This window comes from Flavobacterium gawalongense (genome assembly GCF_007097265.1).
GTDB classification, from domain to species: Bacteria; Bacteroidota; Bacteroidia; order Flavobacteriales; family Flavobacteriaceae; genus Flavobacterium; species Flavobacterium gawalongense.
The window spans coordinates 56,205-76,970 of the sequence record NZ_VJZP01000016.1 but is presented as its reverse complement, the minus strand read 5'-3'; the positions used below and the strand labels follow the sequence as shown (position 1 = coordinate 76,970).

General features: G+C 33.7%; 25 protein-coding genes. 16 read left to right on the top strand and 9 right to left on the bottom strand.

Going from position 1 to position 20,766, the window contains the following annotated elements:
• The first annotated feature begins 154 nt into the window (after positions 1-154).
• Positions 155-523: a hypothetical protein gene (locus FNW38_RS10160; protein ID WP_143388858.1), complete on the top strand. Its 369-nt coding sequence runs from the start codon at positions 155-157 to the stop codon at positions 521-523.
• The gene (locus FNW38_RS10155; protein WP_235890185.1) at positions 507-1,082 is read left to right on the top strand and encodes a YceI family protein; all 576 of its coding nucleotides are present in this window, start codon (positions 507-509) and stop codon (positions 1,080-1,082) included. The genes FNW38_RS10160 and FNW38_RS10155 overlap by 17 nt, the downstream gene beginning before the upstream one ends.
• A 192-nt stretch (positions 1,083-1,274) precedes the next feature.
• On the opposite strand, the gene FNW38_RS10150 is transcribed toward FNW38_RS10155, so the two are convergent.
• The 8 genes from FNW38_RS10150 to FNW38_RS10115 all read right to left on the bottom strand — a co-directional run bounded on the left by FNW38_RS10150 (position 1,275) and on the right by FNW38_RS10115 (position 9,170).
• Positions 1,275-2,189: a TIGR01777 family oxidoreductase gene (locus FNW38_RS10150; protein ID WP_143388857.1), complete on the bottom strand. Its 915-nt coding sequence runs from the start codon at positions 2,187-2,189 to the stop codon at positions 1,275-1,277.
• A 126-nt stretch (positions 2,190-2,315) separates the two neighbouring features.
• A complete protein-coding gene (locus FNW38_RS10145) occupies positions 2,316-3,611 on the bottom strand; it encodes a cryptochrome/photolyase family protein (protein WP_143388856.1) in 1,296 nt (431 codons plus the stop codon).
• Positions 3,611-4,072, bottom strand: a complete 462-nt coding sequence (locus tag FNW38_RS10140; RefSeq protein ID WP_143388855.1) for an SRPBCC family protein — start codon at positions 4,070-4,072, stop codon at positions 3,611-3,613. Before FNW38_RS10140 ends, FNW38_RS10145 begins: the two co-directional genes overlap by 1 nt.
• Positions 4,073-4,237: 165 nt before the next feature.
• Positions 4,238-4,678, bottom strand: coding sequence for a sterol desaturase family protein (locus tag FNW38_RS10135; RefSeq protein WP_143387923.1), 441 nt, complete (start codon positions 4,676-4,678; stop codon positions 4,238-4,240).
• 210 nt (positions 4,679-4,888) lie between these two features.
• Positions 4,889-5,728 (bottom strand): phytoene/squalene synthase family protein, encoded by an 840-nt coding sequence (locus FNW38_RS10130; protein ID WP_143387924.1) that lies wholly within the window; start codon positions 5,726-5,728, stop codon positions 4,889-4,891.
• A 2-nt stretch (positions 5,729-5,730) separates the two neighbouring features.
• Positions 5,731-7,200: a phytoene desaturase family protein gene (locus tag FNW38_RS10125; RefSeq protein WP_143387925.1), complete on the bottom strand. Its 1,470-nt coding sequence runs from the start codon at positions 7,198-7,200 to the stop codon at positions 5,731-5,733.
• A 36-nt stretch (positions 7,201-7,236) separates the two neighbouring features.
• On the bottom strand, positions 7,237-8,133 hold the full coding sequence (locus FNW38_RS10120; protein ID WP_143387926.1) for a MerR family transcriptional regulator: 897 nt from the start codon (positions 8,131-8,133) through the stop codon (positions 7,237-7,239).
• A gap of 74 nt (positions 8,134-8,207) precedes the next feature.
• On the bottom strand, positions 8,208-9,170 hold the full coding sequence (locus tag FNW38_RS10115) for an ion channel (RefSeq protein WP_143387927.1): 963 nt from the start codon (positions 9,168-9,170) through the stop codon (positions 8,208-8,210).
• Between the two features lie 286 nt (positions 9,171-9,456).
• Here FNW38_RS10115 and FNW38_RS10110 point away from each other — a divergent pair, with 286 nt between their 5' ends.
• From FNW38_RS10110 to FNW38_RS17485, 9 genes are all read left to right on the top strand, one after another.
• On the top strand, positions 9,457-10,092 hold the full coding sequence (locus tag FNW38_RS10110; RefSeq protein WP_143387928.1) for a phosphoribosyltransferase: 636 nt from the start codon (positions 9,457-9,459) through the stop codon (positions 10,090-10,092).
• 43 nt (positions 10,093-10,135) lie between these two features.
• Positions 10,136-10,789, top strand: coding sequence for a dienelactone hydrolase family protein (locus FNW38_RS10105; protein WP_143387929.1), 654 nt, complete (start codon positions 10,136-10,138; stop codon positions 10,787-10,789).
• Between the two features lie 166 nt (positions 10,790-10,955).
• Positions 10,956-11,351, top strand: a complete 396-nt coding sequence (locus tag FNW38_RS10100) for a hypothetical protein (RefSeq protein ID WP_143387930.1) — start codon at positions 10,956-10,958, stop codon at positions 11,349-11,351.
• A 71-nt stretch (positions 11,352-11,422) separates the two neighbouring features.
• On the top strand, positions 11,423-11,860 hold the full coding sequence (locus FNW38_RS10095) for a VOC family protein (protein WP_143387931.1): 438 nt from the start codon (positions 11,423-11,425) through the stop codon (positions 11,858-11,860).
• A gap of 86 nt (positions 11,861-11,946) precedes the next feature.
• A complete protein-coding gene (locus tag FNW38_RS10090) occupies positions 11,947-12,555 on the top strand; it encodes a sterol desaturase family protein (RefSeq protein ID WP_143387932.1) in 609 nt (202 codons plus the stop codon).
• A gap of 17 nt (positions 12,556-12,572) precedes the next feature.
• Complete coding sequence (locus FNW38_RS10085; protein ID WP_143387933.1) at positions 12,573-13,532, top strand: DUF6695 family protein; 960 nt, start codon at positions 12,573-12,575, stop codon at positions 13,530-13,532.
• A 222-nt stretch (positions 13,533-13,754) separates the two neighbouring features.
• On the top strand, positions 13,755-14,663 hold the full coding sequence (locus FNW38_RS10080; protein ID WP_144064845.1) for a dienelactone hydrolase family protein: 909 nt from the start codon (positions 13,755-13,757) through the stop codon (positions 14,661-14,663).
• Between the two features lie 105 nt (positions 14,664-14,768).
• Complete coding sequence (locus tag FNW38_RS10075; RefSeq protein ID WP_143387934.1) at positions 14,769-15,905, top strand: ATP-binding protein; 1,137 nt, start codon at positions 14,769-14,771, stop codon at positions 15,903-15,905.
• Between the two features lie 159 nt (positions 15,906-16,064).
• Positions 16,065-16,223 carry a hypothetical protein gene (locus FNW38_RS17485; protein ID WP_185963125.1) on the top strand — a complete coding sequence of 53 codons (159 nt, stop codon included), beginning with the start codon at positions 16,065-16,067 and terminating at the stop codon, positions 16,221-16,223.
• On the opposite strand, the gene FNW38_RS10070 is transcribed toward FNW38_RS17485, so the two are convergent.
• Entirely contained in the window at positions 16,212-16,421 is a 210-nt protein-coding gene (locus FNW38_RS10070; RefSeq protein ID WP_143387935.1) for a YegP family protein, read from the bottom strand. The two genes, FNW38_RS17485 and FNW38_RS10070, sit on opposite strands and share 12 nt — an antisense overlap.
• Positions 16,422-16,451: 30 nt before the next feature.
• On the opposite strand from FNW38_RS10070, the gene FNW38_RS10065 reads away from it, so the two are divergent.
• The 5 genes from FNW38_RS10065 (at position 16,452) to FNW38_RS10050 (ending at position 20,661) form a co-directional block, all read left to right on the top strand.
• Positions 16,452-17,435, top strand: a complete 984-nt coding sequence (locus tag FNW38_RS10065) for a hypothetical protein (protein WP_143387936.1) — start codon at positions 16,452-16,454, stop codon at positions 17,433-17,435.
• A 47-nt stretch (positions 17,436-17,482) separates the two neighbouring features.
• The gene (locus tag FNW38_RS10060) at positions 17,483-17,662 is read left to right on the top strand and encodes a hypothetical protein (RefSeq protein ID WP_143387937.1); all 180 of its coding nucleotides are present in this window, start codon (positions 17,483-17,485) and stop codon (positions 17,660-17,662) included.
• Positions 17,663-17,665: 3 nt separating this feature from the next.
• Entirely contained in the window at positions 17,666-18,373 is a 708-nt protein-coding gene (locus FNW38_RS10055; protein WP_143387938.1) for a hypothetical protein, read from the top strand.
• 355 nt (positions 18,374-18,728) lie between these two features.
• Positions 18,729-18,875 carry a hypothetical protein gene (locus FNW38_RS17480; protein WP_185963124.1) on the top strand — a complete coding sequence of 49 codons (147 nt, stop codon included), beginning with the start codon at positions 18,729-18,731 and terminating at the stop codon, positions 18,873-18,875.
• Between the two features lie 1,282 nt (positions 18,876-20,157).
• Positions 20,158-20,661 carry a YkgJ family cysteine cluster protein gene (locus tag FNW38_RS10050; protein WP_185963123.1) on the top strand — a complete coding sequence of 168 codons (504 nt, stop codon included), beginning with the start codon at positions 20,158-20,160 and terminating at the stop codon, positions 20,659-20,661.
• Positions 20,662-20,766 lie beyond the last annotated feature (105 nt).

Sequence of the window (20,766 nt, the reverse complement as noted above, 5' to 3'; positions counted from 1 at the left end):
TATTAAAAAAATATTAAACAACCTATTTTTAATAGATTACGACATTTTTTGTCATTTTAACTGGTGCGTTTGCCCTGATCAAAAATATCTAAAAATAATCAAACCTCAGTTTTTTTTCTTATTTTTATAAAATAAACAATCTTTTTTATATACAATGAAAATAGAAAAAGTATTTACCTTAGCAATTTTGGCCTTTTTAATTGTAAGTTGTTCCAGTGGATCAGAATCTGATATTGCACCATCCCCTAATCCTACTCCGGGATCAATAACCTATACGAACAACATTAAATCAATTATAAACAATAACTGTATTTCTTGCCATGACAATAACCCTACAAACGGAGCATCCGTTTCATTAGACACTTATGCAAGAGTCAAAAACGCCACTGAAAACAACGGATTAATCGATAGGATTTCAAGAGCTCAAGGTACAGTAGGAATGATGCCTAAAAATGGAACTAGATTACCCCAAAGCACTATTGACATGTTCATTAATTGGAAAAATAATGGCTATTTGGAATAATAAACAGATACAAATGAAGTTAATGAAATTACTCTCTATATATATATTTTATATAGGAACTGTTGGTTTTGCGCAAGATCGAAAAATAACTAAAACGGGAGAGATAATCTTTGAGGCTTCTGTCCCTTCCTTTGAAGAAATAAAGGCCATAAATGAGACAGTCAGTTGTATTTTAAATACAAAAACCGGAGAAATTGCCAGTTTAGCATTGGTAAAAGGGTTTCGATTTAAAATCGCTTTAATGGAAGAGCATTTTAATGAGAACTATATAGAAAGCAAACGTTATCCAAAAGCTACTTTTAAAGGGATACTAAAGAATTTTGATATGAATAGTCTCGGTATATCCCCAAAAGAATTTATACTAAACGGAAAACTTGAAATACATGGAAAATCTAAGGATGTAACAACAACTGCCATTCTCAGAAAAAAAGGAGATAGCATAGAAATTACTTCAAATTTTAATGTAAATCCGGCTGACTTCAATATTAAAATTCCAAAAGTGGTAAGTGAAAAAGTAGCTAAAACAGTCAATATAAAAACTACCTTTTTATTAAAATAAAGCGAATTAAAATTAATTTACTAAGAGAACTTTTACACTCTAAAGATGCAATACTATTTAATTAATAGTTATTCCAATCATTACTCCGTACAAATTTCACTTTAAAAACCTATGCAAATATCAAAATTACAGACATTAATTAGAAACAAAATATCAAAAAAAGTTAAATATTAGAACCTATTCTGTTTAAATTTATTTCATTAAACAATCCCTAAGAGCTTGCTCTAAGTTTGTAAATTGAAATTGAAATCCTAATTTTTCAAGTTTTTCTGATGACACTCTTCGCCCGTTCAATACTATTTTGGACATTTCGCCCATTGCCAATTTTAACACAAAAGCAGGAACATTAGGTAACCATATAGCGTAGCCTAAAACACGTGCCAGTGCTTTGGAAAAAATAGCATTATTAGTATTATCATTGATCGCTGCATTATAAGGACCATTCATCTCTTTGTTTACAATTGCCTCAAGATATACATTACATAAATCATTAACGTGTATCCACGGCATATATTGTTTTCCGGAACCTAATACGGAACCCAATCTATACTTAAATAAAGGAACAAGTTTCTTTAAAAAACCATCATTTTTTCCCAACACTAATCCGGTGCGAATTTTTACAGTACGAATATGTAAGTTTTCAATAAAATCGATGGCACCTTCCCATTTTTGGCAGGTAGAACCCAGAAAATCATGGGCTGGCGGTGTTTCTTCAGTGCAAATTTCTTCTCCGTTCACAGCACCATAAATTCCAACTGCTGAAGCCGAAACAAAGGCGTCCAGCTTTTTATTACTTTTTTTCAAAACAGAATAAATCAACTGAATTGATTGCACTCTGCTATCAACGATTGCTGCTTTGCGCTTTGCCGTCCATCTTTTTTCGGCGATATTTTCCCCTGCCAAATGAATTACGTAATCCGCATTTAATACTGCTGCTTCATCAATAGTAAGATTTAAAACATCCCACTTAAAATAAGAAATATCGGTTGTGCTTTTTCTATCACTCCTACTCAATATAGAAACTGAGAATCCTTTCTCAATTAATAAATTAGTCAAGTGCTTGCCGATAAATCCTGAACCTCCGCTTATTAATATATTTTTTTTCATAACAAAACAAATCTAGTCATTTTGAATGACGTAAGCATGAACATTAATTTTTGCTTAACATTATAATGTTATAGTTAAACATTAACCTCTTATACTCTTGTTCAATAAACTACATGACAATATTGTTTATTTCAAAATTCCGGCTTTATACGTGGCAATCGCTCTGTCTCTAGCCATAGCGTGCTCTACCATTGGTTTTCCATATCCTAAATCAAATTCCGGAATCCATTTTCGGATGTAGATTCCTTTTTCATCGAATTTTTTTTGTTGGATTTCAGGATTGAAAACACGGAAATAGGGAGCTGCATCACAGCCCGTTCCTGCGGCCCATTGCCAGTTTCCTACATTGGCAGACAATTCATAATCCAGTAATTTTTCGGCGAAATAGGCTTCACCCCACTGCCATTGAATCAATAAATGCTTACAGAGAAAACTCGCTACCACCATTCGGACTCTGTTGTGCATGTATCCGGTTTCATTCAATTGACGCATTCCGGCATCAACCATAGGATAACCGGTAGTTCCGGTACACCAGCGCTTGAAATCTTCTTCGTTATTGCGCCACTGAATCCCATCATACGCCGATTTGAAGTTTTGCGTAACGACTTTTGGAAAACTGAATACTATTTGCATGAAGAATTCTCTCCAAATCAGCTCGCTCAAAAAAACATCGTTTTTGTGAAATGCCCAATTGACTAATTTCCGAATGCTTACTGTTCCAAAACGCAGATGTGGTGAAAGATATGAGGTTTGATCCAAGGCAGGAAAATCTCTTATATCTTGATAATTTGCAATAAATTTTAAATTGTGCGGCTTTACTTTTATTGGACTTTCTTCGAAACCTATTTGTTCCAAAGATGGAAAAACAAAGTCACTTTTATAGAAATTAGAAAACATATCCGTGGCATCATATTCGGGAACCGGAGCCATTAATTTGTATTTTTCTAACCATTTATTTTTAAAAGGAGTGTAAACCGTGTACGGCAATCCATCGGCTTTTGTGATTTCTTTTTCTTCGAAAATAACCTGGTCTTTAAAAGAAAAGGAAATGGTATTGTTGGCTTCCAACACTTCGCAAATAAGGGTGTCTCGTTTTATGGCGTACGGTTCGTAATCTTTGTTGAAGAAGACTTCTTTGACATCAAATTCTTCTAAAAGTGATTGCCAAACGTCAATAATTTTTCCTTTTTTTACCAAAAGAGAACTTCCTATTTCTTGCAGTTGGGCATTTATTTTCGAAAGTGATTCGTGAATGAATCCTACTCTGGCATCGTTTTTTGGTAAACTGTCTAAAATGGAATCATCAAAAATAAACAATGGAATCACTGGATATTTAGATTTCAAAGCATGGAATAATCCAACGTTATCTTCTAAACGTAAATCGCGTCTGAACCAAAAAAAGGATACTTCTTGTTTCACCATTATTTAGAATTAAACATTTGATCTACCATAACACGTCTGTGATCAAAAATGGTTTTCAATTTATTTTTAACTATCAATGTGTTCATGATTCGGCCAATGAAACCCAAAGGCAAAGCATAATGAACTAAATCGGTCATTTTAGTACCGTTTTCAGTAGCTTCAAAAAAATGTTTGTGATGCCACAACGCATAAGGGCCAAAACGTTGTTCATCGATAAAATAACTATTCTCTTTTACAAACGTAATTTCGGTTACCCAAGGCAATTTCAATCCCAAAAGTGGCGACACTTTGTATTGTATTATTTGCCCGGCATACATGGATTTATTATCGAAATCGGTGATTTCGAAACCCATTGTTTCCGGTGTGATTTTTTGAAGATTTCTTGGACTGGAAAAAAAAGCCCAACATTCTTCTAAACTTGCATTAACCTGTTGAACGGTTTCTTTTTTATAGAGTTTCATCTGTCTTAATTGTTGTTTTTAATTAAAAAATGTATTGAACCGGGGTTCGCGTGAGGGGTAGTAGTGGAGCTCTTTTTGTAGCAGGCATTTTTTCGTCTGATACAAAAAAGCGGGAACGTATAACCCGACCCGCTTTTTTTTGCGGGTCACGCCCAAATAAAATTGCTATATTTTATAATATTTGAAAGGCACGAACAACATCCCGAAGCATTCGCCATCTTCCTTACCCAAATGCTTGTGGTGTACTTTGTGTGCTTTTCGCAAGCCAATTAAATACTTATTATTGGTATTTTTAAACCACTTAAATCGTTGATGAATCAAGACATCATGAATCATGAAATAGCAAAATCCGTAAAATGTGATTCCCAAGCCTATGAAAAAAAGATAGTTCATCTCTCCTTCTACTCCATAGTAAAAAAGAACGATGCTGGGTATCGCAAAAATCACAAAGAAAACATCGTTTCGTTCGAAAACATTAGCGTATTTAGGTTGGTGATGATCGGCATGAAAATACCACATCAAACCGTGCATAACATACTTATGCGTAAGCCAGGTCACACATTCCATAAAAAGGAAAACACCCAAAAAGATTAAAAAGGAAACCATTATTTTTTTATTTATTTAAAATATACTTTTTCATAATAAGCCAACCATACTATCCGTAAATAATACTAAAGAAAAATTTAGCCACAAATTTCACGAATTTGTCACGAATTTTTATTCTTAAAAGAAAAATTAAACACTAATTTGTGAAATTTGTGGAAATTCGTGGCTAAAAAAATAATTATAGTCTTCTATGCGGACAGTTAAAAAAAATTATACTAATTTCAACTTGTAAGTTACAAAAGATTGCGCCAATAGCCCCGCTTTCGTATAATTAGAAACCCGAATTCTGGCATTCCCAATTTCATGGCAAGGCGTATTTTCTAGTTTTTTCAAGAGCTTTTTATAATAGACAAATGCGGTGTAAACCCCAAATTTAGCCTCAATAGGCAGTTTTAAAATTCCTTTATACGCCACATTAAAATCTTCTTGTATTTCCTTTATAATAATTTTCTTTGCATTTTCATCGAATGAATTCAAATCGACACCTGGAAAATAATTTCGGTTCAAAACCAAATTATCGTCTCTCAAATCTCTCAAAAAATTAACCTTTTGAAAAGCAGAACCCAATCGCATGGCTTCGTCTTTCAACTGCTCGTATTTTTGGTCTTTTCCGGCTACAAAAACTTTAAGGCACATCAATCCAACTACATCTGCAGAGCCATAAATGTATTCTTCATATTCCGCTTTGCTATTGTAATCTGATTTCACTAAATCCAATTTCATACTTTTCAAAAAAGCCTGAATCAAGTCGTCAGTAATATTGTATTTCTTAACCGTATGCTGAAAAGAGTTCAAAATTGGGTTCAGACTTATCCCAGAATTATACGATTTGTAATATTCTTTTTCGAAATCATTAATCAAATTTTCTTTATCAAAACCATGAAATGAATCTACAATTTCATCTGCAAAACGCACAAAACCATAAATGCTGTATATCGCATCCCTAATGATTGGCGATAGCATATATACCGCCAATGAAAATGAAGTGCTATAGTTTTTGGTAACCAGTTTACTGCATTTGAAAGATACATCATCAAATAATTGCTTCATGGCTATTGTTCTAAAAATTGCTTATTTATTAACTCCGACACTAGTTTTCCTGAGATTAATGCTGGTGGAACACCCGGTCCCGGAACGGTTAATTGTCCTGTAAAATATAGATTCTTTACTTTTTTACTTTTTAATTTCGGTCTCAAAAAAGCGGTTTGTAATAAGGTGTTCGCCATTCCATAGGCATTCCCTTTATACGAATTGTATGCTGAAACAAAATCATTTTTACAAAAGGATTGCTTAAATATGATGTTGTTTTTAACGCTTTGTTGCGTTATAGTTTCAAAACGATCCATTATTTTATTGAAATATTCCTCACGTAATTCCTCTGTATCTGTAATCCCCGGTGCTAACGGAACGAGAAAAAATCCGGTTTCCATTCCTTCAGGAGCAGCCGTTTTATCAGTCAACGAAGGAAAGTTTGCATAAAACAAAGGTTCCTTTGGCCACTGTGGTTCATCATAAATATCCTTGGCATGCTGATAAAAATCAACATCAAAAAACAACGCATGATGCGAAATATTCTTTATTTTTTTATCAAACCCTATGTAAAACAACAATGAAGAAGGAGCAAAAACACGACAGTCCCAATATTTCTCCGAATACGCTCGATGCTCTAAATCCAGTAATGTTTCGGTATGATGATAATCTGCTCCACTCAAAATCAAATCTGACGCAATCGTTTCACCATTTACAACTATCGCTTTTGCAACTTTATCCTCAACAATTATTCTTTCAATATTTGAATTCGTGTGAAACGTAACTCCCAATTCTCTTGCTAAACTTTCTATCGCACGAACCACATCAAACATTCCAGTTTTAGGATGCCAGGTTCCAAGACCAAAATCAGCATAATTCATAAAACTATAAAACGATGGCGTATCGGATGGTTTTGCTCCAAGAAATAATACCGGAAATTCCAGAATTTGAATTAATCTTTCATTCTTAAATTTCTTGTGTACCTCTTTACTGATGTTACTAAAAAACTGGCCTAATTTCTTAACTGTTTCCACCGTTATCAATTCCAATGGAGAAACTCCGGGACGATATACTAAATCTTTAATGGCAATGTCATAATTGCTTTTGGCTTCAGCCATAAATTCATTTAATATTTTACCACTTCCTTTTTCAATGGCTTCAAAGGTGGATATAATATCGGGTAAATTATCAGCTATCGTTATAAAATCATCTATACCATAATATACTCGGTATGCCGGAGATAATTTTATCAGCTCATAATAATCAGATGTTTTCTTTCCAAAATCAGCAAAAAAACGATCAAATACATCGGGCATCCAATACCAACTTGGCCCCATATCAAAGGTGAATCCTCCTCTTTTTAATTGTCTTGCTCTTCCTCCTATTGTTGCATTTTTCTCAAAAACGGCAACCTGATGACCACTTTTTGCCAAATAACAAGATGCAGCTAATGCTGAAAATCCTGAACCTATAATTGTAATTTTCTTTTTCATTTGTTTATCAAATATACAAAAAGTTCAAACAAAATATTAAATTCTGTCTACTAATTCAGTAATGGAATCGAAAATTGATATTTTATCCGAATGTCCTTCTCTTTTAATAAATTCGACCAATCTACCTATATACCATAACTCAGTGGTATCGTCAACCAATTCTTCGGTCATTTTAGCCACATATTCATTTATAGAATCTCGCTCTGGCTGAACAGTCAGATAAGAAATGAAAACAATAGGATTAAAATGTTTCTTTAAATCTTTCAAATTTTCAATCGGCATACTTTCACCTAAATAAATTGTTTTGTATCCATTCAAAAGAATTTCATAATTCAAAAACATAAGCCCCAGCTCATGAATTTCATTCATTGGAAGAGACAAAACAAAGACCTTATCAAATTTGGTTTGTTTCAAAACTTGCAATTTTTCAGTATTAACTAATAATTTTTGCTTAACCAAATAACTGATAAAGTGCTCGTGTGCAGGAGTAATCGTATCTGTCTGCCACAATAATCCCAACTCATTCATTAAAGGAATAAAAACTTCATAGAAAATTTCCCTGAATGATTTTTCGGCAATTAACCAATTGTAGGTATTAAAAAACAACTCTTGATCAAAATTCATCATTGCCATTTTAAAGGCGCTGATAGCATGGTTTTTAGCGTTTTTTGTCGAAATGATTTCTCTAACAAGGGATGGGATTTTGTCTTGAGGATAAGTAGCAATTTTTGATATTTTATAACCATAATCATGCAACAAAGTAATGTTCAAAAGCTTTTGCAAACTAGCCAAATCATACAATCGAATATTTGTATCCGTACGCATCGGCTGAAGTATATCGTATCTTTTCTCCCAGATTCGTATGGTATGCGCTTTTATCCCAGAAAGATTTTCAAGATCTTTTATACTGAAAATGCTTTTTATATTGTTCATTGTTTATATAAATTTAATAAACAAATGTAAAATATTTTTCCCTATAAATTTGAAATAACCTAAAAACTCTTGTTTTATTCTAAAGTGATGCTGTCAAATGCATTTAATTTATCTAAATTCAGAATCGTTTTAGAATTATCTGTACTTCGTGCGTACATAGGTTCGAATTTCGCACCATAAACAACCTCATCAAAGGTGTATGAAGTTCGGATTGCAACCGTATTACTAAACATATCATCAAAGGTTTTGATGAAAACAAGAATTTCACCATGAGTATTTTCAAAATCGGCTGCCGTAAAATTATAAAGAGGGCTATCCTCGGTTATAGGATGTACCAAAGTCCAGCTTAAGGTTAAAGCATTTATTTTATCCAATTCTAATTCCAAAGAATAGAAATTATTAGTCATTATACCATTTTCTTCAATACTCATCCCAAGAGTCATTTTGGCTTCAGCATCAGTGAAATTCGTATTTTTAAAAGGTGTGGTTCTAATCATTAAACCCTTGATTTCTCCATAAGGCGCTATCAGGGCATTGTGGGAAAATTTCAAAAATGCAGTGGGTTTGCTAAATCGCCCGAAGAACAAACCAGTAGCAATAGCAAAACTCAACAAACCAAATAAGGCTTCGGCAGCAGAAACCAGACTTGCCAGAAACCCCGAAGGACTAATATGCCCATACCCTACTGTAGTAAAAGTTTGCGCACTAAAAAAATAAGCCTGACCAAACTGCACCCAATTAGATCCTGAAGGACTAATACCATCCAAATGTTCGATTCCTATCCCATAATAAATAGCAGCAAAGACAAAATTGATTCCAACATAGAAAGATAAAATAATAAGCATAAATTTCCATATTGGCATATCAATCATAGTGTGATACCAACTGATGCGATGAAACACATGCATACCGCGTTTCTCCACATTTGCAGACCCATTTTTATTAACAAAACGCCCTCCATAACTACTGGCGTTTGTTCCAAAACCAGTGTTTTTATCTGCTTTAGCTTTTACATTTATGTTTTTTAACAATGCCATTTTTCCCTATTAGTTATGAAGTAAAAATAGCTAAAAATATTTTTATAAAAACAGAACACTTTTGCCTTTCAAATGTGTCTCTTTAATTCGAACAAAAGCATTTTCATAGCTTAACTCTTTCGTTTATAAATTCTTTTTTTAATACGTTATTTTATAGTTATGGTAAGAAATATTTTCGAACTTAATTTGAAAATTCAGTGAAAAATAACTGATTAAAACAAATCAAAGTAACTGAAAATCAGTACCTTTATGTTAAATTTTACTTTTTTATATAAAACTAAATATTATGTATAACGAGATATTAAAAGATAGAATTGAAGCAGGTTTATTGCTTGCAGAGAAATTAAAAAAATATCAGAATAGTAATACTATAGTTCTTGCCGTTCCCAGAGGCGGAGTGCCCATTGGATCCATAATTGCTAAAAGTTTGCAGCTCCCTTTAGATATTGTACTCTCCAAAAAGATTGGACACCCTTACAATAAGGAATTTGCCATAGGTGCCGTATCGATGGACTCCATGATTATTGATGAGCATCCTGAAATTCCCCAGGAATACATAGACGATGAAATCATTCGGCTCAGGAAATTGTTGCGGGGGAAATACGAACTCTACATGGGCAATCGGGAACCTCTCGATATCAAAGAAAAAAACGTAATTCTGGTAGATGATGGTATAGCAACAGGAAACACCTTACTGGCCAGCATAAGTATGTTGCGGAAAAGAAACCCTGCAAAAATAATTGTTGCGGTGCCTGTTTTACCTTATGACACGGTACCGGTATTTGAGAAAAATACGGATGAATTTGTCTACTTGATCGCTTCCAAATATTTTAGAGGAGTAGGCGGATTTTATGAAGACTTTAATCAGGTGGAAGATGACGAAGTGATTAAGTTGTTGAGTGTTACACGCCCCATTGAATAGAATTTTTAAATCTACTATTGTTTATTTTAAATGTAACTCAATTATGAAAAAATTAGACATGGACATTCCTTTATCTTCTGTAACGTTGAAGGGGGATTTAGTGGTTCCTGAAAATGCAATTGGGATTGTTGTTTTTTCACACGGAAGTGGCAGCAGTAGATTCAGCTCCCGAAACAGAATGGTAGCAGAACTGATTCAACAACAAAAAATAGGCACGTTCCTCTTTGACTTGCTTACTGAAGAAGAAGATCAAATTTACGAAAACCGGTTTAATATCGATTTACTAACCAACCGATTGATAGAAACCACACTATGGCTAATGGGATATAAAGGTGCAAAAAACGTACCCATAGGCTACTTTGGAGCAAGCACCGGAGCAGCATCAGCATTGAGGGCAGCAGCCCATTTTGGAAAAAGAATAAAAGCGGTAGTTTCAAGAGGCGGACGTCCTGATTTAGCCCTGACTGAATTGCCATTAGTAACCGCTCCTACGCTACTCATCGTGGGCGGTGAAGATGTTCCGGTTATTGGAATGAATAAAATGGCTTATGATGAACTGCAATCTGTAAAAGAAATGAAAATAATTCCAGGTGCAACCCATTTGTTTGAAGAACCAGGAAAATTACAAGAAGTCGCTGATTTAGCGATTGTCTGGTACAAAAGATATTTGACAAAAAAAGAGGAATTCGATTATTAATGAAGTTTCTATATGCAGTCAAAAATAATCAAAATCAAATTTATTATTGCTTTTTTTTAACTCAAAACATATTGGAATATAATAACTTTTCTGTCCCATTAGTTGAAGCCAAAAACAGGTAAGCCGAAAACTGCATATTGAAAGAGTAGGCAAAAAAGGTACTATTATGAAAAAGACGATTACTTTTCTAATGCTTTTACTTTTTACTACAAATGCATTTAGTCAGGAATTTTCTAAAGAGTATTATTTGCAAAAAAGCAAAAGCCAAAAATCTACAGGTTGGATTTTGTTCACGGGCGGGACCATTATGACAGTAGTGGGAGCATTTAGTTTTAATAATAGTTGGGATGACAGTTCAAATTCAGGAACCGATGCCTATGGTTTTGTTATGTTGGGAGGCGTAGCTTCTGTTTTGGGAAGTATTCCATTTTTTATAGGCTCTGGAAAAAATGCCCGAAAAGCGGCAACTATTTCTTTTATTAACCAGCCCATTCTCATTCCCAAACAAGGTTCGCTTGTTCAAAATTCTCAACCAGCATTATCTTTAAAAATTACTTTTTAATGGTCGCTTATTTATCTTTAAAAAAAAATATAAATCAATTAAAAAATAGTCTAACTTTAAATACAAATATCATGGCGACAGTAAATACCTATATTACCTATAATGGAAATTGCGAAGAAGCGTTCCTATTTTACAAATCGGTTTTTGGTGGTGAATTCTCCTATTTTGGAAGATTTAAAGATATGCCAATGCAAGAAGGCAAAACCTGTCCTCCCGGAGATGCCGAAAAAATAATGCATGTTTCCCTACCCATTAGTAAAGAAACAGCCATAATGGGAAGTGACAGCTTCGAATCATTTGGAGCTAAAACCGTTTACGGGAATAATTTTTCGCTTTCCATCGAGGCCGAAAGTAAAGAAGAGGCCGATAAACTGTACAATGCACTTTCAGCAGGCGGAAAAGTGGGAATGCCAATGGAAGACGCTTTTTGGGGTGGTTATTTTGGGACATTCACCGATAAATTTGGTGTGAATTGGATGGTGAATTTCGAGAAAAACCAAGGAGAATGAAAATTATTTCATAACTCTTGTCGACAAAATCAAAACATTAAATATTTTCAATTTTACAGCGTTGGAAGCATTAAAAACAAACATATATGAAAAACTCAAAGGAATCAATACGACTTTTTGAAAATCCTATCTTGGAAAGTCTTACAAAAACCAATGCTTTGTTTGTAATCGCCACTTTAGCACTTATATCGCTAAGCATACTCCTCTTTGGTATAATCAAAATAAAGCTATCAATACTTGGCTATATAGTGTTATTTCTTTCGGGAACCTTTGTTTATACACTTGCCGAATATTTAATACACCGGTTTGTTTATCATTCGGGAGAATATAAAAACCCAAAGAAATGGATATTCAAGATTCATGGAATGCATCATACTACTCCCCGGGACAAACAACGATTGGTTTTACCTCTTCCTGTATCCATACCACTCGCTGGCTTATTTATATTTATTTTCTGGCTTATTATGGGCAATTATGTTCTTTTATTTTTTCCGGGTTTTTTAATGGGGTATTCGTACTATCTTTCCATACATTATTTTATACATACAACCAAACCTCCCAAAAACTTTTTTCGTTATCTATGGAAACACCATCTTCTACACCATTACAAAAATGAAACGGTAGCTTTTGGTCTTACATCTCCTCTTTGGGACATTATTTTTGGAACAATGCCGAAAGATAAAAAACTTGAATAACCCCAAAACATTTTAAAATGACTAAACATAACGGAATGGCAATCGCTATTGCCTGGCCTGAATTTACTGGCAAACAGCCAGGTTCTTGGTATGATGTGCCTATGCGATGGTTGGGCCACAACAAAGACTTCCAATATAAAGTAGGACATGCTTCATTAATATTGGTGGATGGCACCTCAGGCACTTGTTCTTATTTTGATTGTGGAAGGTATCATGCCCCTTATCAGCATGGACGGATTCGGGATTTTTCTACGGATGCAAATCTTGAAATTCACACAAAGGCCAACTTCTCCAATAATAAAATAACAAATATTAGAGAACTCTTGAGTGAAGTACAGAACAACAAAACCTGTTTTGGTATGGGCCCTTTATACGCTTCCTATTGCCCTGTAAATATTGAGTCGGCTCGGACAACGATTAAAGTTCTGCAAAGTAAAGATGCGATTCCTTTTGGCCCATTTGTAATTAACGGCATCAATTGTTGCCGATTTGTGAGAAACGGAATTCTGGCGGGAGCGCCTGTGCTAAAACACCGTTTTAAACTGCGCTATTTATGGCCTTTCAAACCCATGCCGATAACCAACGTCAACTTTCTTTCGGATAAAATTATCATCCCGGAAAATAGTGCTACTGATAATCCAGAAAAACAGGATTATCACTCTCATACACCCTACACCAAAGAAAACGTAAAAGGCACGCTACCGGCTCCAGCAAGACCCGAAAATATCCCCCTTGACAGTCAATGGCTCGGTGGTGAAGTCGCCGGAGGGTGGTTTTGGTTGGAACCAATTGACGAAGGATACTTGATAAACCGGTATTCATCAGTTGGTGTTCCAGAATGTACCGGAAAATTCAGATTAGCCGGCAGTGGATTCTTCAATCCCAGAAAGCCTTATTCCTTTTCACACTTGTCTCATTGCAGCAAAGTAACTGTCATTCAGGATGATGAATTATTTGAATTTTTAAGAATGGAGTGATTAGTATATACTATAAATAAAGTCGAGTGGTAACAACTCCCAATCAAAGAGTTTTTTTATGGTTGCTTTGAATCTATTTTTAGAGAAAGTAATCTCAATAAATTACAAACCGGACCATAGTGACATCTTTCTAGTTCAAAAGCATGGATTAAAACAATGCAATCACTACTGATGCTAAAACAATCGCTTTTTTCCCTAAATTAGTTGTATCAAATAAACAACATGAAAAAGCTAACCAAAGAAGACATCAGTCAGGAAATTTTTGATTTGTACGATGACTACGCGCATAACAAAATAGAAAGAAGGCAATTTGTTGAAAAGTTATCGCTGTTTGCTATAGGCAGCGTTACGCTACCATCACTTCTTAGCTTTATGACGCCTAATTACTTGGATTCTATTTTGATTAAACCCGGTGATCCAAGGTTGAAATCAGAATACATCACATACCAATCTCCGAAAGGAGGAGGAACTATCAAAGGACTTTTATCCCAACCAACGGGAACCAAAAAAAAATTACCGGGAATCATTGTCGTACATGAAAACCGCGGACTGAATCCGTATATTGAAGATGTAGGCCGAAGAGCCGCAATAGAAGGATTTATCACTTTGGCACCAGACGCTTTATCCCCTTTGGGCGGTTATCCCGGAAATGATGATGCCGGAAGGGAATTACAAAAAAAACGTACCCGAGAAGAAATGCTCGAAGACTTCATTGCAGCCTATGAATACCTAAAATCACATAAAGATTGTAATGGACATATTGGTGTGGTTGGATTTTGTTTTGGGGGTTGGATTGCCAATATGATGGCGGTCAAAATCCCAGATTTATGCGCGGCAGTTCCTTATTACGGCGGACAACCAACAGCCGAGGAAGCCGAAAAAATAAAAACACCCATAATGGCAAATTATGCCGGTTTAGACACTAAAGTAAATGAGGGTTGGCCAGCTTTTGAAGCCATCCTTAAAAAGAACAAAGTAGAACATATCGCTTATTTCTATGCCGGAGTCAATCATGGTTTTCATAATAATACCACTCCCAGATACGACGAAGCAGCTGCTACTTTATCGTGGACAAGAACCATTGATTTTTTCAAGGAGAAATTGAAGAAGAAGCAAGTAAAAAAGCATTGAAATTTCCAGTATAATGGAAAAATTAATATTAATATTTCCGTTATAATGTAAAAAAAAGTATTAATTTTTCCATTATGTAATAAATATTTATATCTTTGTATCATTATGTATCAAAGATTACAAATACAAACGCTCACACAATGGCTTTTTAAAGACAAAGTCCTTGTGCTTATTGGCGCTCGACAAGTAGGAAAATCAACCTTACTAAAAGAGATGCTGCAACAATTACCCTATCCATTTTTGAGTTTAAATGGAGAAGAATCCCATATAAAAAAATTATTTGAAGAACCCACGGCCGAAAAATTACGACAAATTGTGGGCGACAACAAAATAGTACTTATAGACGAAGCCCAACAAATAAAAAACATCGGATTGTGTTTGAAAATGCTTTTTGACAACATCAAAGGTGTTCAATTTATCGCCAGTGGTTCTTCGGCTTTGGAAATAGCGGACGAAATTTTTGAACCATTGACAGGTAGGCATTTTGTATTTCATTTATACCCGTTGAGTATGGAAGAAATATACACCAAAAACGGTTTCCTGAAATTCACGGAAAACCTAAACTGGCATCTCGTTTACGGAATGTATCCTGATGTTTTAAACAATAAAATTCACGCCAAAAAATACCTAAAAAGCATTGCCAACCAATATCTATATAAAGATGTTTTGGCTTGGAAAGACATTAGAAAACCTGATTTACTGAATAAGTTATTGCAACTCTTGGCGCATCAAATAGGCTGTGAAGTTTCCCTAAACGAATTAGCGACACAATTAAAAGTGAAGTCGGAAACAGTGGACAATTACATTGATTTATTGGAAAAATCGTTTGTGTTGTTTCGTTTAAAAAGTTATGCCACCAATGAAAGAAAAGAAGTTACAAAAATGCGAAAAGTCTACTTTTATGATTTAGGAATTCGCAATGCCATTATCGATAATTTTTCGCCAGTAGAATTGCGGAATGATGTGGGTGCTTTATGGGAAAACTTTGTGGTTATGGAAATCATAAAAGCCAACGAATATGCGCAAAAGGACTACAATTACTATTTTTGGAGAACCTTGCAGCAACAAGAAGTGGATTTTATCGTTCAGGACGAACAACAAATCACGGCTTACGAAATGAAATGGGGAAACAAAGGCAAAATTACCAAAGCTTTCACTAACAGTTATCCCGATGCCAAAACAGAACTCATTAGTCCTGACAACTTTTTTGAGAAAATAGTTGTTACAGAAAATACTGCATAAATATAAAGGGGTACTAAATTTGGCTATATTTGAAAATAAATAAAATCTGACATTTATAAGACAAAGCGACCTAATTTAGGGATGATAAGTCGGACATCATCAGACCTATATGCAAGTTGTGTGAGATTATAAAGAACCAACGTGCTAAAAACATAACTTATGAAAAAATACTTAACCGAATACAAACATAATGGAAAGTTCCACGGATGTGAAATTTATGCAAATACTAGAGAAGAGGCAGAAGAGTTATTAAAAAGTAAAAGAGAAACAGAAAAAATAATTGGTCACGACCCAACAGTAGAATATCTATTTGATTAAATCGTTTTCTCTTAAATATTTTATATGTTTCTCAACACTTGTTACATTTTTCAAACACTCTGAATGGTTTTTATATCCTTCAGAAGAGGAAGCAACAATATCTGAACCAACTTTAATACGCCAATACCACTCTTTAGTATTTTCGTTTTGGTATATTTCAAATTTAGGCAGTCTAATAATTACACGCACTTTGTCCATAATATATAAATTTAATTAGTAACAAATATAATGAGTAAAACTATAAAGTATTTCTATTTTCTTTTTTTAATTATCAGTTTAATCAGTTGCAATAAAGAAAATAATAAAACCAATGAAGTTAAAAAAGTAAATAACAAAAACGGTGAAAAAAGTCTTTCTGAAAAAATAAAATCTGAACCTAAAATATTTTTAAAGTATTGGGAAAATATGACACTTGATGAATTTTTTGAGGTAACATCTTTGTTGTCAGATGAGAAAATAATAGAAAATGATAGTTATATAAGATTTTACTATTTAACAGATTTATGTAGAGTTGAATTTAAATATAATTTTATTAATGGAAAATTAAAAAGCATTAGTTTAGTTGATAATATTGATTGCATATATCCGATATATCAAAAGAAATATAATTTACCTGATTTAGTTGATGCAAATTTATTATATGAATGTTACACGGATAACAATAATAACTATGAACCTACATTAACTTATAAAAAAATTGGTCAAGGTGATAAGTTATATCAAATACCTGATGCATTAATTGATAAATCAAATCCTTTAAAAAGCAGGAACTATTTTAATATAAATGATAAAATATATAATTCAAATTATATCCAAGAAAAATTCAATAAGAATGAGTTTATAATTGATAGGGACAGTATATTTATAGTTTTTAAGCAGTCATTTAATAATGATAATTTGCCATCTACAATTTTTTCATTAGAACAAAATGAAGAAGCAATGTCAGCAATGCAAAATATAAATGGCGATGGTTTTGGGACTCTAAACAACCCAGGTACAGGAATAACAGGAGACATAATTATGAAAAATTCAAGAACCTTAACGGTTTATAAAAAGTATACTTTAGAAAAATCAATTACATATTTATCAAAAAAAGAGTATTATAACAGAAAAAAAATACTTGAAAATAGTGTTAAAAGAGACAGTTTAGAAAATAAAATAGAAGAGACTAAAACAAAAAGTAGAAAAGAAAAATCTATAAATGAAATATGATTTGGAATAAAATTTGTAATATCTTTGAGGAACTAAACATCTTTAATATGTCAAATTATAGTAGAGTTATCTTAAATAGAAGTGGAAAAGATATTGGATTACGAGAAGACAATAGAGGAGCAATTTTTATTGAACCAAAGATATATTTTAAAAATGCTAAAATTAAAGCTATAATTAAGACAATATCTGAATCAAACATCGTTAAAAAAGAAACCCCGAAAAAATAGAATATGCCTGAAAGTCTTTGGTTATTTCCTATATTAAGCGGTTATTATTATTTAACTCGTTATGTCTATTTTAAGTACAAGTATGACAGAATAGAAACCCAAAGGTTAGTATTTAATTCGGTTATAACAGGTAGTGTAATATTCTTCTTTACTTATTTAGGCAGGATAATATTAAACTATTTTAAACCTACTTTAATTCCATCAATACATAGGTTTTTATATCAACTCCCTATAGAAGAACAACCTCTTCTTTGGACTTTTATCTTCAATTTTTTATTCATTTTTTTATTCACACATTCATTGAATAAGATTCTTGAATGGTTTGATTATTTTAAAAAACAAACTCCTGTTGAACAAGCCGTAGATGATTTTGGGGATGAGATTGAAAAATTGTTTAAAAAAGTTGCAAAAGAAGAATTATTAATACAGATAACACTAAAATCTAATAAAGTTTACGTGGGTTTCGTTAGATACATACCTCCACCAAAAGAAACTAACTACTTAAAAATAATACCTTTAATAAGTGGTTATAGAAATGATGAAACGAAAAAAGTAAAATTCAATACAGAATATTATAAAGCAATTTTGCTTTATGAAAGTGATGAAGAAAAGTATAATAGTTTTGAAATGGACATAACTATAAAACAAGATGAAATACTTATGGCACACGTTTTCGATAATGACGTCTATAAAGAATTTGAAGAGTTGTAAATAGAATAACCAGCTCTACGAAGAGTTAGTCGGTTTACGCTGGGCAAATGTCTTCGACTTTGACCCCGTAACAATGAGCCACTAACACAAAAAACTACCCCGGCTGTGCGAAGTCTCCCGACTTCGTACCCACTTCAATATGCCTTTACAATTTAAACTAATTGCTACAAAGTCATAAAGCGTAGATACATCAATGGAATTAAAAACCTTTTTGAAATTTATCTTGAAATTGCAGATGAAGTACTTATTTTTGATAATTCATTTGGAGCACCAGAATTAATTGCAGAAAAATCTTTAGAAACTGAAATTAAAATTTTAAGCGAAACTAAATTTGATAACTTAAAAAAATATTGGAATGAAAGAGTATAAAAGATCTCAAAACCAACAAAAAATCATTGACGGAATGAGCAAGGTTTACGAGAAATTAATCGAATTCAAGAAGAAAACTAATAGCGAATTGGTTATTCTCAAAGACAACAAAATAGTTAGGATAAAACCTTAAATCCCGCGCTACGAAGAGTTAGTCGGTTTACGCTGCGCAAATGTCACCCGCTCTCCGATATGTTAATCGGAAACGCTGGGCAAATTTCTCTGATTTTTCTCCCACAACAATGAGCCACTAACACAAAAAACTATCCCACAAAAAAAGCCCCAAACGGGGCTTTTTACATATAACAAATTCAAGTTTTATTTCCCGACCGTGCGGATATGTCTCCAGTTCGATAGCGCGGATTTGCAATCCGTGCCCACAAACATAAGCCACGAAAACAATAAGAAATATGCAGTTTTTATACTTTTAAAATAAAAAATGCCAAGCCAATCTTTAAGGGCACAGATTGCAAATCCGCGCTATCAGACAAAATGTTTTAGTTGCTTTTAAAACTATTGCTGTATTGCAACCTGAATAGTTACCATTTTTTTAAGGCGTGTGGCTTCTCCCGACGCTTCGGGACTATTATCCGCACCAAAAAGAGGCTGCTTTTTTGAGACAGCCTCTTTTTTATTTGAGATAGTTGCCCAACCATTTTTTAGTTTAAATCTGTTAACTGAATTAATGCAAATTAATTAATTTGCGCCCGCGTAACAGACGGTCAAATAATCAATATAATTCGATTGATTGGTTTTACACACGCGAATCGGATAGGGATATATCATACACGTATAAGAGATGGTATTAGTTTGGGCGTAATATAGTAAGAAAGAGTCTGTCTATTTATTACATTGCTCACACACCCATTGGTCACCCGGTACATGTCCTTTAGCCCATGTTTCACATTCGCTTTTGGTCATGAAGCATGGATTGCTTAAATCAAGATTCCATACCGCCCATGGTGAAGTTGAGGGGCAATGGTTACACACTATGATATTACTCTCAAAGGTGCTACAGTTGACTAATAAAATGATTGCGCTGAGCCATATTATTCTACTTAAAAATAGTGTTTTCATTTCATCTATTTTTTATAAAAAAAATTAACTCTCAAAGTTAATAAAAAAAAGCAGACATAAGTCGTTTTAAATCAATTTATAACGCTCACAAGAGTGTGGCAGATGTTAAATAATTGCATTATGAACGTAACAGATAGGGATATATTTGAAATAGATTAATTGATTAAAGTTTTCTTTAGGGATATGCTGATACGGACCCCCCCCGACCGCGCGGATATGTCTCCAGTTCGATAGCGCGGATTTGCAATCCGTGCCCACAAACATAAGCCACGAAAACAATAAGAAATATGCAGTTTTTATACTTTTAAAATAAAAAATGCCAACCCCCGCTCTCCGATATGTTCATCAGAAACTCCACTCCGGACATCAATGCTTCGCCTTTGGAGTTTTTACCGTGGGCATTGTATTTATTTTTAAACGGTAAAGCCGAGGAAATGTTAGTCGAACTAAACAACAAATCCGATAGCAATTGCCATTTATACCGACCACTTACTGTTCTTGACAGAAACATTGGAAGTTGCAGCAACTATCGCTATCGTGGATTAATTTGCAGGCTTTTTGGGTATGCTGCAAGTAGAGACAAATATGGCAAACTGCGATTAACCACTTGCAAAATAATCAAAGAAGGACAACAAGAAAACTACAAAACGGCCGAAGAAGCCATTAGCAAAGGACTCTACGTACCTGTTTTTACTGATTACTACATGCAACTCTCACAAATTGACAACAGACTAGCCTCAACTCAACTTCCCATAAACGAAGCCTTAAAAACAGCTATCGAAGAAGTTTTGCATTATTATGCGTACAGACCTTTTCCGGGAGGTCTCGAAAATATCGCCTAAAACACATAATACATTCCATAAAAAAAGCCCCAAACGGGGCTTTTTCAATATATAAACTCAAGCTTATTTGCTCAAATACATTTTTCTTCCAGAGTATAATTCGTA